General features: G+C 67.3%; 12 protein-coding genes. 6 read left to right on the top strand and 6 right to left on the bottom strand.

Annotation, left to right across the window (positions count from 1 at the left end):
* Window positions 1–5: 5 nt before the first annotated feature.
* From AB4Y92_RS20805 to AB4Y92_RS20780, 6 genes are all read left to right on the top strand, one after another.
* Window positions 6–1,925: an N-acetylmuramoyl-L-alanine amidase gene (locus AB4Y92_RS20805; protein WP_441821400.1), complete on the top strand. Its 1,920-nt coding sequence runs from the start codon at window positions 6–8 to the stop codon at window positions 1,923–1,925.
* Window positions 1,926–2,156: 231 nt separating this feature from the next.
* Window positions 2,157–4,307 carry a SpoIID/LytB domain-containing protein gene (locus tag AB4Y92_RS20800; RefSeq protein ID WP_441821399.1) on the top strand — a complete coding sequence of 717 codons (2,151 nt, stop codon included), beginning with the start codon at window positions 2,157–2,159 and terminating at the stop codon, window positions 4,305–4,307.
* Window positions 4,308–4,391: 84 nt separating this feature from the next.
* Window positions 4,392–5,159 carry a peptidoglycan DD-metalloendopeptidase family protein gene (locus tag AB4Y92_RS20795; protein WP_441821398.1) on the top strand — a complete coding sequence of 256 codons (768 nt, stop codon included), beginning with the start codon at window positions 4,392–4,394 and terminating at the stop codon, window positions 5,157–5,159.
* 196 nt (window positions 5,160–5,355) lie between these two features.
* A complete protein-coding gene (locus tag AB4Y92_RS20790; RefSeq protein ID WP_441821397.1) occupies window positions 5,356–6,252 on the top strand; it encodes a HEAT repeat domain-containing protein in 897 nt (298 codons plus the stop codon).
* A gap of 477 nt (window positions 6,253–6,729) precedes the next feature.
* Window positions 6,730–6,939, top strand: a complete 210-nt coding sequence (locus AB4Y92_RS20785) for a cold-shock protein (RefSeq protein ID WP_057941511.1) — start codon at window positions 6,730–6,732, stop codon at window positions 6,937–6,939.
* Window positions 6,940–7,111: 172 nt separating this feature from the next.
* Window positions 7,112–7,663, top strand: a complete 552-nt coding sequence (locus AB4Y92_RS20780; RefSeq protein ID WP_441821396.1) for a DUF6630 family protein — start codon at window positions 7,112–7,114, stop codon at window positions 7,661–7,663.
* 186 nt (window positions 7,664–7,849) lie between these two features.
* Here AB4Y92_RS20780 and AB4Y92_RS20775 read toward each other — a convergent pair whose 3' ends face one another.
* The 6 genes from AB4Y92_RS20775 to AB4Y92_RS20750 form a co-directional block, all read right to left on the bottom strand.
* The gene (locus AB4Y92_RS20775; protein WP_441821395.1) at window positions 7,850–8,752 is read right to left on the bottom strand and encodes a glycosyltransferase; all 903 of its coding nucleotides are present in this window, start codon (window positions 8,750–8,752) and stop codon (window positions 7,850–7,852) included.
* A 167-nt stretch (window positions 8,753–8,919) separates the two neighbouring features.
* Window positions 8,920–10,251, bottom strand: coding sequence for a condensation domain-containing protein (locus AB4Y92_RS20770; protein ID WP_441821394.1), 1,332 nt, complete (start codon window positions 10,249–10,251; stop codon window positions 8,920–8,922).
* 197 nt (window positions 10,252–10,448) lie between these two features.
* Window positions 10,449–12,062, bottom strand: a complete 1,614-nt coding sequence (locus AB4Y92_RS20765) for an N-acetylmuramoyl-L-alanine amidase (protein ID WP_441821393.1) — start codon at window positions 12,060–12,062, stop codon at window positions 10,449–10,451.
* Window positions 12,063–12,132: 70 nt separating this feature from the next.
* Window positions 12,133–12,450: a hypothetical protein gene (locus AB4Y92_RS20760; protein WP_441821392.1), complete on the bottom strand. Its 318-nt coding sequence runs from the start codon at window positions 12,448–12,450 to the stop codon at window positions 12,133–12,135.
* Window positions 12,451–12,489: 39 nt separating this feature from the next.
* Window positions 12,490–13,842, bottom strand: a complete 1,353-nt coding sequence (locus AB4Y92_RS20755) for an MATE family efflux transporter (protein ID WP_441821391.1) — start codon at window positions 13,840–13,842, stop codon at window positions 12,490–12,492.
* 155 nt (window positions 13,843–13,997) lie between these two features.
* Window positions 13,998–15,278, bottom strand: coding sequence for an MFS transporter (locus tag AB4Y92_RS20750; protein WP_441821390.1), 1,281 nt, complete (start codon window positions 15,276–15,278; stop codon window positions 13,998–14,000).
* Window positions 15,279–15,535 lie beyond the last annotated feature (257 nt).

Genomic DNA, 15,535 nt, shown 5'->3' with positions numbered 1-15,535 from the left:
CGAACATGAACGAATATTCCGTCCGCCAGTCGGACCGCCGTCAGCCGTGGTTGTCGTCGTTGTCGTTCGCCGTAATCGCCGTACTTGGCCTCGCCGCTTCGGCCGCCCAGGCCCAGGCCGCGCCGGAGGACCGGGCCCTGGCCCAGCGCCTGCGGATCGAAGAATCGCTGGCGCGGGTCGATCGCCAGCTCTACGCCGGTTATTTCCGCCAGGCCTACGCCCGCTATCCCTCGATTCCGGCCGGCACTTTGGAATCGGTGGCTTATGTAATGAGCCGTTGGCAGCACCTGCGTCCGCAGACCGCGGCCTACGGCGAGCAGCACCAGCACATGCCGCAGGCCTACGGGGTCATGGGCCTGTACCACGGCGAAGGCTTCGCCGATCAGGTCGGCGAGGGCGCGCGTCTGCTCGGTGTGCCGGTCGCGCGCGTGCAGCGCGATCCGCTCAGCAACATCCTCGCCGCCGCGGCTTTGCTCGACCGCGAACTGCGCGCCGACGGCGTGAACGCCAAGTCGCCGGTCGAAGCCACCCGCGCCGCCCTGGAGCGCTATGCCGGTTTCGCCCGCGGCCAGGACAAGAGCGCGGTGCAGTCGCATGCCCGCGCCAGTTTCGCCTTCGATGTGTTGTTGGCGCAGGACAAGGGCGTCAACGATCGCGGCATCGTCGTTCCCGAACGCGCGGTCGCCTTCGAACGCGCGTTCGATGCGCGCACGCTGGTGCAATTGCGCGCGCCGTTCGTGCGGCTGGACGTGGCCCGCGACCGCGTCGAAACCGGTCGTCTGAATCCCAAACAAGGCGATGCGTTCGCGATCGACCCGCTCAGCGAAACCCTGCAGGCGCCGGTGTCGGCCGCGGCCGACGAAAAGAGCACCGACTATCCGCCGGCGCTGTGGGTCGCATCGCCCTACCACCACGCGCGCACGTCCTACGACTCGGTGACCATCCACACGATGCAGGGCTATTACGCCGGCAGCATCTCCTGGTTCCAGAACAATCCCAACAGCGTCAGCGCGCACTACCTGATCCGCAGCTCCGACGGTCAGATCACCCAGATGGTGCGCGAGGACCGCGCCGCCCATCACGTCGGTGTGCATAACAACACCACGCTGGGCATCGAGCACGAAGGCTTCATCGACAACGCCAGCTGGTACACGGCCGCGATGTACAACGCCTCGGCCGCGCTGACGCGTCACTTCTGCGCGACCTACAGCGCGATCAGCTGCGCCAGCGCGTTCCGCGGCCCGGCCGGCAGCGGCATCAACGTGTTGCCGGCCAGCGTCAAGGTCAAGGGCCATCAGCACTACAGCAGCCAGACTCACACTGATCCGGGCATCAACTGGGATTGGGCGCGTTACTACAACCTGCTCAATCCGGGCAATCCGCCCGGCGGCGGCAGCGTGATCGACAACTTCGAAAGCACGGTCGGCCACTTCGATACCTCGCCGTCGTATTCGGGCAGCACCACCGGCATCTCGACCGCGTCGCTGAGCGAGCGCAACTGCACCACGCGCAAGAACGGCGAGTGCTCGTTGCGGGTATTGCTGAAGGACGACACCGCCAGCGCCAACGCCTGGGCGGTGCGCCTGTTGTCGGCCAGCGGCACTCCGGCCAGCAACGCCAACTTGACCCGCGCCAACGGCAAGGTCGGCTTCTGGGTCTACACCGGCGCCACCGGCCTGAGCGCGGCGATCGGCATCGACGACAGCGACGGCACCGAGCGCTCGCTCAGCCGTGCGATTCCGGCCGACACCTGGACCTACCTGGAGTGGAGCCTGACCGACGATGCGCAGTGGGACGCGTGGGTCGGCGGCGCCAACGGCGCGATCACCGCGGCGACCGTGAAGCTGGACGCGGTGTGGTTCTACCGCGACCAGACCGCGTTCGACGTCAACCTGTATCTCGACGATGTGCAAGTGAAAAACTGAGGGGCGGGCGCGCAGGCCGCAATCCCGCAGCGGCCTGCGCGCTTTTTCTCGTTATCGGATGAGCTCGGCCGGGTTTCAGCCCTTTTGTGGGAGGGCCCTTCAGGCCCGATGCTTTTCGCTCAGGCTCGACGCATTCACAACTGCGAACAGCATCGGACCTGAAGACACTCACACAAAAACCTTCGTACATCGCAGCGAACAGGCCGGACCAAACGACAGGGGGAAACACCGATGTCGGAACCCAACGATTCACCCGCGCCGAAGCGCCGCCGGCCACGCCGCGCACCCACATGGCTGGCGATCCTCGCGTTGCTGATCGCCGGTGTGGTGTTCGCGCAATGGCTGCGCACCGCGCGCGGTGATGCATCCATTGGAATCGCCGCCCCAACCGCCGTCCACATCGCCGCGACCGCCGGCGACCGCAATCTGCCGATCCGCGTGCGCGACAGCGTCAGCGGCCGCACCCTCGATTCGAACCTGACCGTGCACGCACGCGGCGCCCCGGCGCGCGTGCAGGATCTGCGCGCCGCGGCCAGCGGCGAACGCATCGCCACGCTGGCGCCGGGCGACTACGAACTGGTGATCGGCGCCGCCGGCTACCAATCGCTGACCACGCGCACGCGCATCGACGCCGCGCAGCCGTTGCCGACGACGGTGTGGCTGACGCCGGCCGCGCCGTCGGACGCGCTCGACCTGCTCGCGCTGAAGGCCGCGGCCTGCGCGCGCTGCGCCATCGTCAGCGGCCATCTCTACGATCGCGCCAGCGGCCGGCCGCTGACCGGCGCGCAGGTGCGCAGCAGCCAGGGCGCGCGCACCATCAGCGACCGCGACGGCTATTTCGAATTGTCCGCCACGCTGCCGCGCGCGCTCGCCAGCGACAGCGAGGCGCTGCCGGCGACGTTCGATCTGAGCATCGAACACGCCGGCTATCGCGGCCAGCGCCTGAGCGGCCTGCCGCTGCTCAACGACAGCCGCCATCTGATTCTCGATCTGGATCGCGGCGACGGCCTGGTCTCCATCGATCGCCACCACGTGCAGCAGCGCGCGCGTCAGCGCGAGGATCAGCAGCGGCCGCAGTCGGCCGAAGACGCGCTTCGCGCGCAAGCCGATGCGGCCGCGTCCGCGGATGAGGTCGGCCTGGATCCCGCGCGGCCGCAATCGGTCGCGCTCGCGCAACGCCTGGCCGCGCAGGCCGCGAGCGTCGCCGTGCCCGCCAGCATCCGCGTGGGCATCAATTGCTCCGGGCGTTCGTGCACGTCGGTGTCGGTATACAACTTCGAGGACTATGTCGGCCGCGGCCTGGACGAAGAGTGGATTCCGTCGTGGAATCCGCAATCGCTGGCCGCCGGCGCGGTGGCGTACCGCAGCTTCGCCGCGTACTACGTCGCCCATCCGGTCAACAGCCGCTACGACATTTGTTCCAGCACTTCGTGTCAGGCCTTCAACGCCGACAGCGTCGCCGCTACCGTCGCCGCGGCCGCGGCCACCCGCGGCGTGCTGTTGACCCGCGACGGACAGAGCGCGGCCTTCAGCGAGTACTCCTCCGAGAACAACGCCTGGGACGATCCCGGCGACGGCCTGTCGTGCGTCAACAACGATCTGAGTTGCGGCAACGGCAACAACGGTTCGCCGCGCAACGGCTGGCCGTGCCTGTCCGACGAAGTGGGGCGCGGCCGCGGCTGCTTCGGCCACGGCCGCGGCATGAGCCAATGGGGCACCCAGCGCTGGGCCGCGAGCAACGGCCGCGACTGGCGCTGGATCGCCAACCATTACTTCAATGCCAACAACAATCCCGGCGGCCAGCGCAACGCGTTCCTGGCCAACGACGGCGGCGGCCCAGGCGGCGGCGCGGTGGTGCTGGACGACTTCGAAAGCAGCGTCGGCCGCTTCGCCAGCGCGCCGACCTTGTCCGGCAGCACCGCCGGTATTTCGACCGCGTCGCTGGCCCAGCACGACTGCGCCACGCGCAAGAACGGCGTGTGCTCGCTGCGCGTGCTGCTAAAGGACGATCCGGCCGTGGCCACCGCGTGGTCGGTGCGGCTGCTGTCGGGCGGCGGCACGCCGGCCAACAACGTCGAGCTGATCCGCGACGGCGGCAAGGTCGGCTTCTGGATCTACACCGGCGCCAGCGGCCTGCGCGCGTCGTTGAGCATCGACGACAGCGACGGCACCGAGCGCGCGGTCGAACGCGCGATCCCGACCGGCCAATGGACGTACCTGGAATGGTCGCTGGACGACGCCGCGCAGTGGAACGCCTGGGCCGGCGCCAGCAACGGCCAGATCGACGGCGCCGGCGTGCGTCTGGACGCGGTGTGGTTCCTGCGCGAACAGACCAGCTTCGACGTCAACCTCTACCTCGACGATGTACAGATCGTGCACTGAGTTTCACCACCGATGTTTCGTCCTGTTGTCCCGACCTTGTCGCCGCGGCGCGAAGCTCGCGGCCCCAATCATGGAGTTGTGCTCATGAAGTCAGTCAATCGCACCCGCGGCGCGCTGGCGCTGTTCGCGTTCGCGGCCTTGTTCGGATCGGCCGCGCAGGCCGCGCCGACGTTCCAGATGCCGTTCCCCTGTGGCCAGGTCTGGTCCGGCCAGACCCGCAGCAATCACAGCCCGGCCAACGCGGTGGATTTCAACCGCGCCAACGACGAAGGCGACACCGTGGTCGCCGCCGCCGCCGGCACCGTCAGCGTGGTGCGCAATCTCGGCGATACCAGCTACGGCAAGTACGTGGTGATCGATCACGGCGGCGGCTGGACGTCGTTGTACGCGCATCTGAATTCGTATTCGGTCTCGGTCGGGCAGAGCGTGGCGATGGGCAAGTCGATCGGCACCGTCGGCACCACCGGCGGCTCGACCGGCCCGCATCTGCATTTCGAAGAACGCCTCAGCGGCAGCGCGCAGAAGATCAAGTTCAACGGCTCGCAGATCACCTATTGGGGCACCGGCAACTACACCAGCCACAATTCCTGCGGCAGCAGTGGCGGCGCTACCGGCACGGTCAACACCAACGGCACGCCGTTGAACGTGCGTTCCGGCCCGGGCACCTCGTATTCGGTCGTCGACAGCTTGAGCGACGGCGCGACGGTGACGATCCAGTGCCAGACCACCGGCACCTCGGTCAGCGGCACCTACGGCACCAGCAACATCTGGAACCGGATCGGCAGCGGACGCTTCATTCCCGATGCGTATACCTACACCGGCTCCGATGGGCGGGTGGCGCCGGATTGCTGAGGCGCGCGCGGCCCTCACCCCAACCCCTCTCCCGCAAGCGGGAGAGGGGCTTGAGCAAAACCGCCCACATGCAGTCCCTTCTCCCGCTTGCGGGAGAAGGTGCCCGGAGGGCGGATGAGGGCAGCTCAACACCCGCCGCGCGTATGCTTGAACCCGACCCAGCCACCTTTCGCCGATGACCGCCACGCGCGTTCTATTGATCGCCCTCATCTCCGCCGCGGTCGGCGCCGTTGCCGGCGGCGCGTATGTGGCCCATCGCGATGCCGCGTCGATCGCGTCGCCGACGGCACCGCCAGCGGTCTCTCCGACGCCGCCGAAGCAGCCACCGGCCGCGAACCAACAATCCCCCTATCCCGAATACCTGTCGCTAGGCGGCAACCACGTCAGCTTCCAATCCCTGCGCGAGCGCGCCAGCCGCGATCCGGCGTTCCTGCAAAACCTGTTGCAGCGCTTCCGCAACGAAACCGACCCGGCCGCGCGCGGCGAACTGCTGTCGCTGCTCAACGCCGTCTCCGGCGAGGACGTGCTGCGCTTCGCCCTGTCGCTGGCGGCGAGCACGCGCGCGCAGGACGAGCGCGACGGCCTCGACTTGCTGCGCGCCTATTCGATGGATCGCGCCGAGGTCCGCCAGGCCGTGCTGAGCAAGCTTGAGCAAAACGGCGATCCGCAGCGCACCGCCGAACTGGTCGGCATGCTGACCCCGACCACGATGCCCAGCGAAGACGCCGCGCCCGTGGTGGCCGAACTGAGCGCGCTGACCCGCCACGCCGATCCGGCCGTGCGCGCCGAGGCGGTGTTGCAGCTGGCGCAGTGGGACGACGGCGCCCAGGCCGAGGACGTACTGCATCGCGCCTTGCTCGACGCCTCACCGCAGGTGCGCGGCAAGGCCATCGCCGGGGTACAGAGCTCGCACCTGCGCAGCGACCGGCTCAAGGAGGCGCTGCTCGACATCGCCGCCGACCCGGCCAGCAGTCCCGCCGACCGCGGCGCGGCCGCCTTCGCCCTGCAGGACTTCCGTCTCAACCGGGCCGAATACGGGATCTGGCGCCGGGCCCAGACCCAGGCCGACCGCGACAGCGGCGAGGGCGGCTGAACAACGGTTCGGCGCAGACTGGCTCTCCAAGTACCCCTGCAGGCGGTTTAGGGGGCATCCAAAGCGTGACCGCGAGCCCGTTCAGCTCGTCCGCTCCAATAGTGCTGAACCGGGCTGGCGTGAGCCGGGTATTTTCCCGCTTCGTTGAAATAATTTCTCTTGAAATCAATTGGATAGAATTATGGTCAGGGCCGTTTACGCATACTTGCGCGGCCTGAACCGATACCTGTAATTGATAATTTTGTGCCAAATTTGGCAAATCGTCTGAACATCCAACCCCCAAGCCAATTGATTTTCCCCCCGGACGCAACTACGGTGTGCGGGCTGAGTTAGTCAAGGGTCACCGTAGGTCGTGACCCGATGCCGTAGATCAACGATCCACAGATCCACTCCATCGTTCCACGCTTCCTCCTTGCAACCAGCCCCACCGCCGTGCAAGCGGCATTCCAAATACATACGTTTCAAGGAGTTAGTAACATGGCAGATCGTGAGATCGGAACCGTCAAGTGGTTCAACGATGCTAAGGGCTTTGGCTTCATCTCCCGCGAAGGCGGCGATGACGTGTTCGTGCATTTCCGCGCGATCCAGGGCCAGGGCTTCAAGAGCCTGCAGGAAGGCCAGAAGGTCTCCTTCGTCGTGACCCAGGGCCAGAAGGGCCTGCAGGCCGACCAGGTTCAGGCGGTCTAATTCGCCCGTACCCGTGACCTGCGGCGCAAGCCGCGAGTCGCTCGAAAAGCCCGGCGCAAGCCGGGCTTTTTCGTTTTGGGCGCCCGGGCCGCCGCGCCGATGCCCCGATCGCCTCATTCCCGCGCCGGGCGTTTTCCATCACCATGATCCGTCCCCCACGCGATGCGCCGCCATGAGCTCACCCGACAACGAATCCGATTACGAAGACGACGCCTTCGACTTCAGCGGCAACGACGACGATGAGGACCTGGACGAAGAAACCCTGTTCTGGCAGTTGCTGCTGCTGATCAATCCGGGCGACGAAGAAACCGCGCTGCACCAGTTCGGCCGCTTCCGCGAGCTGCGCGAGGGCGCCGACGACGACGGCGAGGCCATCGACACGCTGCAGGAGGTGATCGACTGGACCTCGGGGTATCGGGTGGAAGAGGGCGACACCCAGTCCTTCATCGATTCGATCGCGCAATTGGCCGCGCGTTGGAATCTGCAGGTGGATTGGGGCGTGGAAGATCCCACCGACGAAGAGTTCCTGCAGAGCGTGGATGTGCCCGAGCTGATGTCGACCGCGCACGACCGTCTGCGCGAGCATGGCTATACCGTGTGGAATCGCGATACGCGCGACGATACCTTCGCCGGGTGGATCACTTTGCGGCGCGATGACGAGACGATGCAGGCGGTCGCGGCGGCGTTGGGGATCGATATTCGGCCGGGTAGCGATGCTTTTTGAGGGCGGCGGATTTGTAGGTTTCGTCGCGATTTGAGCGGAAAGCATCGGGCCTGAAGGGCCCTCCCACAAGAGCTAAAGGCATCGGGCCTGAAGGGCCCTCCCACGAGAGGCCGCGGCTTCGCAATCTCTTGTGGGAGGGCCCTTCAGGCCCGATGCTTTCCGCTCAGCCCGCCGCGCACCGACGAATCAGTGCTTACAAAACGCCGCCACCCGCGGATGCCGCTGCTCGAACGTCCCCAGCTTGCCGAACAGCCCATCGAAATAACCCACAGCGATCGCGACCACCTTGCGCAGCTTGTGCTGCTCGCACACCAGCACGCAGGCCACCTGATGCAGGGTCAGCAGCTCGATCAGCCAATGGATCGACCAGCGCGCCGAGTTCGAGCGCAGCGCATGCACCGCATTGCGCGAAGCGTAGTAACGCCGCCACGCCACATGGTTGCTGGTCGAGAAAATCCCGCGTTTGACGTACTCGCCGACCTGCTGGCGCATCTGCACGGCGGTGTTGACGAACACCGGCACGCCGTTGCGGGTGGCGCGCATGCCGTATTCGATATCGACGTACTCGATGAAGTAATCCTCGCGGAACTCGCCGACCTTGCGATAGGCCGCGGCCGAGATCGCCGAACCCGAGGAGATCACGAACAAGGTCGGCACCAGGCCTTCATTGCGCTCGTCGATGCGCTCGGGCTTGGGCATGCGCAACTCCGGGGAGAACACCGGCAGGTACTTGCCCAGGTTCACCTCGAACACCTTCGGCCCGACGATGAACGCGTCGGTGCCGGTGCGCGCGCAGGCCCGCATCATGCCGTCGAAGAAATCCGCGCCGAGCTGCGAGTCCTGGTCGAGCAGGAACATCACCTGGCAGCCGCGCGCGAACACCAGCTGCGCGCCGCGGTTGTAGGCGCCGGAGATGCCGCCGCGGTTGGCGTTGTGCACCACCTCGATGCCGGACTCGCGCAAGCGCGCGTGCAGGTCCGCATCGGCCTGCGGCGAGTTGTCGACCGCGACCACGTGGCGGCAGACCGCGCGGGTGGCGGCGAGCTGTTGCAGGTGCGCGGCGCTGGGCTGCCACAGCACGACGATCACGCCAAAAGAATCGGGATCAATGGACGTCCCGCCGTTCTCCGAGTTGCGAACGGACACTCCCGAGTTTGCGGCGTCACCGGCCGAAGCAACTTCATTCCCCGTCGAACCGACTTCCGCGCCCGCCACCACCTCGGCCCGACTCAACGAAGCATCGCGCGCCTCGCCGCTCATGCTGCCGCCCGCATCGGCAATGCCTGCGGCGCCGGCGCGTGCGCGCGCTCCAGCAGCAGGGTGTTGGCCAGATCGCGCACGCGCTCGGCTTCCACGCGCGGCAGCGATGCGGTGTCGCAGGTCAGGGCGAAGTCCAGCTCGCCCGCGTAGCCGGACATCAGCACCGCGGTGGTGCTGCGCCAGGGCAGGCGCGCGGTCGGACTGAACACGGTTTCGACCTTGAACTCGCGGTACTCCTGCGGAATCTCGATGCGGCCGATGTTGGACAAGGTGGTGTCGAACTGATCCAGGTCGGAGCGGCGCTCGGCGACGAACTGGCCGAACACCGACTGCATCATCTCCAGGCCGACGAAGTATTCGTAGACGTTGCGCGCCATGCGCTCGATCCGCTGATTCAAGCGGGTCTTGAACTGCCGGGCCTGTTCCCAGAACGCGGCGTCATCGACCTGATCGGGCGCGAGCTTGGTGTCGAGCGCGACGATCGAGCCCGGCGAGGCCGAGAACAATTGGTCCGCACCGATCAGCGGCAGGAATTTGCGGATGTCGATCGGCGCGAACACCTTGCCCTTCGCGCTCGCGCCCTTGACCGTGCGGAACGCCAGCGAGAACGCCACCGCCATCGCCGCGAACATCGTCACGCCCTCGGCGCGCGCGCGCGCGGCCAGCGCGCTGGTGGCTTCGCGCGGCAGTTTCCAGTGCAGCACGTAGAACTCGCCCTGCGGCACCGGCTTGCGCTTGCGGCGCAGGGCGAAGAACAGGCGGAACGCCAGCGCTTTCCAGGCCGCGCTGCGGCGGATGCGGCGGTCGGCCAGCACCTGCGCCGGCAGAATGTCCTGCAGCGCGTTGAAGCTGGTGTGGCGGCCGATGTCGAGCTGCGGGTTGTCGCACAAGGCCAGAGTTTCGCGCAGCAGGGTCATCATCGACATGCCGTCGCAGATGACGTGATGGCAGACCACCAGCAGTTCGCCGACCGGCTCGCCGCCTGCGTCCACATCGTGCACCCACACCATGCGCATCAGCGGCGCGCGTTCGCTGGCGAAGCGGGTTTCGCGCTCGATGTCGGACTGGCGCTGCCATTCCTCGTCGTCGCGGCGCTCGGCCAGGCGCAGCGGGATCGGCGCTGGATCGTCTTCCAGCACGATGTCCGGCGGATCGCCGTCGATGATCGAACAGCGCAGCATCGGATGCTTCAGCTGGACTTTGTCCAGGGCATGGCGCAGTTGCGCGGGGTCGATGCGCCCGCGCACGCGCGCGGCCTGGACGATGGTGAAGGTGGAATCGCGATCGACATACATGATTCGCTCGCACAACATCATCTTTCGCTTCATTCGGTGACTCGTGACAAGTGGGGGAATTCGTTACTGCGGGGCGGGGCGTGCGGCGGTCTTCAGCCTCGGTCTGCCTCGCCCCGCCCGGACGCGGGGCGTCCGGGCGTTCGGCGACGCGCGAGCCGATGGCTCGCAAGCCGCGTCCCCTCATCCCACCATCGGGAGAGGGGGTGTTTCAGTGATTACGCGGCTACCGATCAGCAATCCGGAATCACCGCGCCGTTGTTGTCGCGCGCCTCGTCATTACCCCAGCGGCTGAGGTAATAAGCCGAAACCCAGGCGCCGGCCGGACCGACGTCGAGATCGGTCTTGAGCCAGTAGTGGTTGTAGCTGCTGCCCGAACGCACTTCCTCGCCCCAGGCCTTGCAATAGACGTAGTTGGTGCCCTGGTAGAGCGTGCCGACCGGCGTCAGCGTCGACGGCCACTTGTAGCCGGTGGCGTTGGCGAAGGTGTCCACCCAATACTTGCCGGGCGGATTCGGCGGATTGCCGCCGCCGTTGATCAGGCTGTAGTAGTTCGACCACGGGAAATATTTGCCCGGGTCGTAGCGGTTCTCGTTGCCTGACAACATGCCGTGGCCCTTGACCCGCACGCTGTCGGGGACCAGGTGGAAGGTGTCGTAACCCGGGCCGCTCCAGGCGCTGGCGCAATTCACGCCGCGGCGCGCGCAGATGCTCTTGGTCAGGCGCGCCGAAGCGTTGACCATCGCCGCCGACCAGTTGCCGGCGTCGGCGGCGCGGCCGTCGTGCTCGATGCCGACGGTGTAGTAGTTATGGTTCTTGGCGTGCCAGGCCTGATGGTACTCGCGCACCATCTGGGTGATCTGGCCGTCGGACTTGCGGATCAGGTAATGCGCCGAGACCTGCGCGGACGGGTTCTGGAACCACGAGATCGAGCCGGCGTACGAGCCTTCCATCGTATGCATGATCACCGCGCTCATGGCATTGGAGGCGGTGCTGTAGTTGCTGGAGCTGGCCGGATTCCAGATCGCTTCGCCGAAATCCACCGCCTTGGCGCCGACATCGGTGGCCGGCGCCTTCAGAGCGGGCGCGGCCAGTTCGCGCGCCAGCGCATCGTTGACGCGCACGCTGTCGTCGCCGGCGTTCATCAGCAAGGTGGGCGCGCGCAGCTTCTGCAACTGCCCGGCATCGAAGGCGCGTTCCAGCTTGAGCGGCTGTGCCTTGATCTGCACGCCTTGCTCGTTCACGCCGCGCTGCAAGGTCTGCAGCACGCCGTAGGCGAAGCTCTGCCGCGCGTAGTCGGCGATGCCGCCGTTGGCCGCGCCGTAACCGGCGTAGCGCGCGAGCACCGGCGCTAGATCCTCGGGTTGGGCGAGCGCGCGGCTGCGCTTGTCGGACTGGCTGGCGGCGAGCGCGCGATCGAGCAGCGCGGCGGCGGCGAGGATGTTGCTTTCCGGATCGTCGATGACTTGCCGCGCGCTGCGGCCGATCAGGCGCGCGCCGTCGCCGACCTGGTCGGCGAAGCCGCCGCCGTGGTACAGGCCCATGACGCCGAAGGAGCGCGGCATGTGCAGATCGCGCGGGTCTTGCGCCGGATCGGGGCGAACGTGGGTCCAGTTGGTTTCGGCGTAGGCGATGGCTTCCAGGGAACCGGCGGGCAGATTCGGATAGCGCGCGTAGGCGCGGCGGAAATACTCGGGATACCACGCGCGTTGCGCTTGCGCCAACACCAGGGCGCTGGTCTTTTCCAGGTTCAGTTGCAGCGTATCGAAGCGGTCGCTTGCGCCGGCCAGGGCCGAAGTCAGCAGTAGCGAGCAGCCCAGGGCTGCGGCGAGAGAGTGCGGATGCATCGAACGATCTCCTTCGGACGCGGCTGCGATAAAGCCGCGTGGTTGCAAGGCAAGCATGGATCCCGTTCGTTCATTGTCGTGAGCGAGAGGTCGCGTTACGTGATCCGTTACCGGAAACCGCTGCGAGATGACAGCTCGATTTGTGCCCGCGTTTCCACATCCGCGCTTTGACCACCGACACATCCGTGCGATTCATGCCGATGAACGCGTAAGCTCGGCGACTGCGCTCGCGCACGAACGGATGTAACAAAAAAACGCTCGCGATCGCCGCGATGCGAATAAAAAAAGGGCGGCCATGGGCCGCCCGGATCGTCGTCCCGGGTTTTCCCCAGGCGGCGATAGTTTCGCTACCGCGCAGCGAGCGTCCGGCGCCAGCGCCGTCGCGCATGAGGTTTGTAACGCGCGGCGCATGCACGCCGCGCGCGATTCACACCGCCAGCGCGAGTTGCGGCAAGCGTTGCCGGAACTGGCGATGCAGCAGCCACAGGCTCAGCGCCGCCTGCAGGGTCAGGGTAGCGACCGACAGCCACCACAGCTGGCGCAGTTCGAAGCCGGGCTGCGCCGACAGCCATATCGCCGGAACCGCGAACGTTACCAGACGGCTGGCGCTGCTGAGCAGGGCCGGCACGGTGTTGCCCAGCGCCTGGAACAGGCCCGAGCAGCTGAAGATCAGGCCCGAGGCGATGAAGTTCCACGAGATCACCGCGAGAAACTCCGCCGCGACCCGCACCACCGCTTCTTCCTGGGTGAAGCCGCGCACCAAAAGCTCCGGCTTCCACTGGCACAGCAGCGTAAGCACCAGCATCACCGCCGCGCTCATCAACGTCGCCGCGCGAAACGTAGCGACTACCCGCTCGGGCTGCCGCGCGCCCACGTTCTGCCCGGCCACCGGCGCGGTCGCGAACGCGATCGCCATCGCCGGCAGGAAGATCGCCTGCATGATGCGCGAGCCGATGCCGTAACCGGCCTGTGCCTCGGCGCCGAAATGGCGGATCACCCAATAGATCAGGCCCATGTACACGAACATCAGCGCGAACTCGCCGCCCGGCGGCAGGCCGATGGCGAGGATGCGCTTCCACACCGACGGCCGTATCCGCAGCAGGGCCGGATCGGCGCGGACGTATTTCTCCAGGCGCAGGAAATACCAGACCATCAGCACCAGACCGGCGCCGATCGCGATCGAACTGGCCAGGCCGGCGCCGGCCACGCCCATCGCATGGCCGGTCAGCCAGCCGGCGATCAACACCGGCGCCAGCACGATGTTGAGCACGACGGTGAAGATCTGCACCAGCATGGTCGGCTTGGCGATGCCGGTGCCGCGCAAGGCCGCGCCCATCGCGGTCGGAATGAATTGCAGCGCCAGCCCGGGCAGGAACCAGTGCAGGTATTCGATGCCGGCCGCGGTGGTCGCTTCATTGGCGCCGAGCATGCGCATGTACGCGCCGGCCAGGGCGTACCCGGCGACCAGCACCAGGACCATGCACGCCAGCGCCAGCAGCAGGCTCTGGTTGAACACCACGTTGGCGTCGTCGCGATCCTTGCGGCCGGCGGCCTGGGCGATCAGCGCCATCGTGCCGACCGCGAGGATCTGCGTCAGCGCCATGATCACGAACTGCACGTTGCCGGCGGCGCCGACGCCGGCGATCGAGGCATCGCCCAGGCGCGCGACGAAATACAGATCGACCAGCACGTACATCATCTGGAACAGCATGCCGGCCGCGATCGGCGTGGCCATGCGCAGCAGGTGGCCGGGAATCGAGCCTTGGGTCAGATCCTGCATCGCGATCACGCAAGGAAGAAGTCGGAAGTCACGACGTTACCGCGCATGCGCACGGCCTGCACGACGTAAAAAAACAACGCGGGCGGCCATGGTGCCGTGAATCGGCCGATAAGGAAAAACCGGGCGCGCTGCGGGGCGCGGCGCCCCGGGCCTTGTTACCAGGTGTCTTCCAGATACCGCGGCTTGCACGCCAGCCGTCCGCCCACGATCAGCACCAGCAGGCAGGCGCCCAGCATCGCGAACGGCCACACCCAGCCGTGGCTGAGCTCATGCAGCCAGCCGAACGCCAGCGGCCCCAGGCAGCTGATGGTGTAGCCCAGGCCCTGCATGAAGCCGGACAGGGCGGCCGAACCGCCCGGCGTGCGCGTGCGCAGATTGATCAGGGTCAGCGCCAGCGGGAACGTGCTCGGGCCCAGGCCGATCAGGCCGACCCACAGGAAAGTGCCGTGCATCGGCGCCAGCAGCAGGCCGGCGAAGCCGCCCAGATACGCCAGCACGCAGGCCAGCACGATCGGGAACGGATTGGCGATGCGCACCGCCAGCATCGGCATGCACAGCGCGCTGATCATGCCCAGGGTCGAAAACAGCGCGACCATGCTGCCGCCCAGCGCGGCGCTGCCGCCGGCTTCGACCAGCAGCTTGGGCAGCCAGGTGAACATCGAATAGGTGATCAGCGAGGTCATGCCGAACATCAGCGTCATGCCCCAGGCCACCGGCGAGCGCCAGACCTTGCCGCGCGCGACCGGCGCGGCCGGCACGGACAGTTCCGGCGCTTCATCGCCGATAGCGACGGCGTGATCGTGCGTGTTGGCCAGTTCGCGCGCCTGCGCCGAACGGCCGCGCGCTTCCATCCACAGCACCGCCAGCCACGGCAGCGCCGCGGCCACCGCCACCAGCGACCACGACGCCAGCGACACGCGCCAGCCCGAGGCCTGCGCCAGCGGCACCGCCGCCAGCGCCGGCAGGATCGTGCCCAGTTGCAGCACGGTGATGTAGGCGGTGCTGACCGTGCCGACGCGATCGCCGAAATAGCGCTTCACCAGCGGCGGCAGCACCACGTTGCCGATGCCCATGCCGGCCAGCGCGATCGCGTTGGCGGCGAGCAACTGCCCGGTATCGCCGACGAAGCCGCGCGCCAGCAGGCCCAGCGCCGCCACCGCCATCGCCAGCAGCGCCGCGCGCTCCAGGCCGATGCGATGCGCCAGCGCCGGCGTGGCGACGCCGAACAGGGCGAACGCCGCGGTCGGCACCATGCCGAACACGCCGGTCATGGTGGAACCGAAGGCGAATTCGCGGCCCAGCGCATCCAGCAGCGGCGTCAGCGAGGTCACCGCGGTGCGCAGGGTGAAGGCCGACAGCACGATGCCGACCAGCACCCAGGCGCGGCCCTGCCAGAGCGGACGGGCGAGGGGCGTGGGGGCTGCGGTAGCGCTCATGGCGTGATGCGTCGTCGAAAGAATGGGGGAGTGGTGGTGCGAGTCGCCGCGATCGGCCTGCATGCAGGCTCGCATCGCGAAAGCGACCCGAGCGATGCGAAACCTTGGGAGAGCCGATCGCCGACATCGCGAAGGATATCGGCCGGATGCGGGAGCGAGGTGGACACAGTGTGGCCACTGGCCGGCATGCGCGCCAGCACCGGCGCGGCAACGGTCAGTTGCGGCAAAGTCGCCGCGGCGCCTCAGCGGCGCCGCGG

It is taken from the genome of Lysobacter sp. TAB13 (assembly GCF_052113885.1).
Taxonomy (GTDB): domain Bacteria; phylum Pseudomonadota; class Gammaproteobacteria; order Xanthomonadales; family Xanthomonadaceae; genus Lysobacter; species Lysobacter gummosus.
This window is presented reverse-complemented; position numbering and strand designations above follow the sequence as displayed.

Bases quoted from the DNA above. Each gene is read 5' to 3' on its own strand.
- AB4Y92_RS20805 (WP_441821400.1), top strand. From the start codon at position 6: ATGAACGAATATTCCGTCCGCCAGTCGGACCGCCGTCAGCCGTGGTTG.
- AB4Y92_RS20800 (WP_441821399.1), top strand. From the start codon at position 2,157: ATGTCGGAACCCAACGATTCACCCGCGCCGAAGCGCCGCCGGCCACGC.
- AB4Y92_RS20795 (WP_441821398.1), top strand. From the start codon at position 4,392: ATGAAGTCAGTCAATCGCACCCGCGGCGCGCTGGCGCTGTTCGCGTTC.
- AB4Y92_RS20785 (WP_057941511.1), top strand. From the start codon at position 6,730: ATGGCAGATCGTGAGATCGGAACCGTCAAGTGGTTCAACGATGCTAAG.
- AB4Y92_RS20780 (WP_441821396.1), top strand. From the start codon at position 7,112: ATGAGCTCACCCGACAACGAATCCGATTACGAAGACGACGCCTTCGAC.
- AB4Y92_RS20770 (WP_441821394.1), bottom strand. From the start codon at position 10,251: ATGAAGCGAAAGATGATGTTGTGCGAGCGAATCATGTATGTCGATCGC.
- AB4Y92_RS20765 (WP_441821393.1), bottom strand. From the start codon at position 12,062: ATGCATCCGCACTCTCTCGCCGCAGCCCTGGGCTGCTCGCTACTGCTG.
- AB4Y92_RS20760 (WP_441821392.1), bottom strand. From the start codon at position 12,450: ATGCGCGACGGCGCTGGCGCCGGACGCTCGCTGCGCGGTAGCGAAACT.
- AB4Y92_RS20755 (WP_441821391.1), bottom strand. From the start codon at position 13,842: ATGCAGGATCTGACCCAAGGCTCGATTCCCGGCCACCTGCTGCGCATG.
- AB4Y92_RS20750 (WP_441821390.1), bottom strand. From the start codon at position 15,278: ATGAGCGCTACCGCAGCCCCCACGCCCCTCGCCCGTCCGCTCTGGCAG.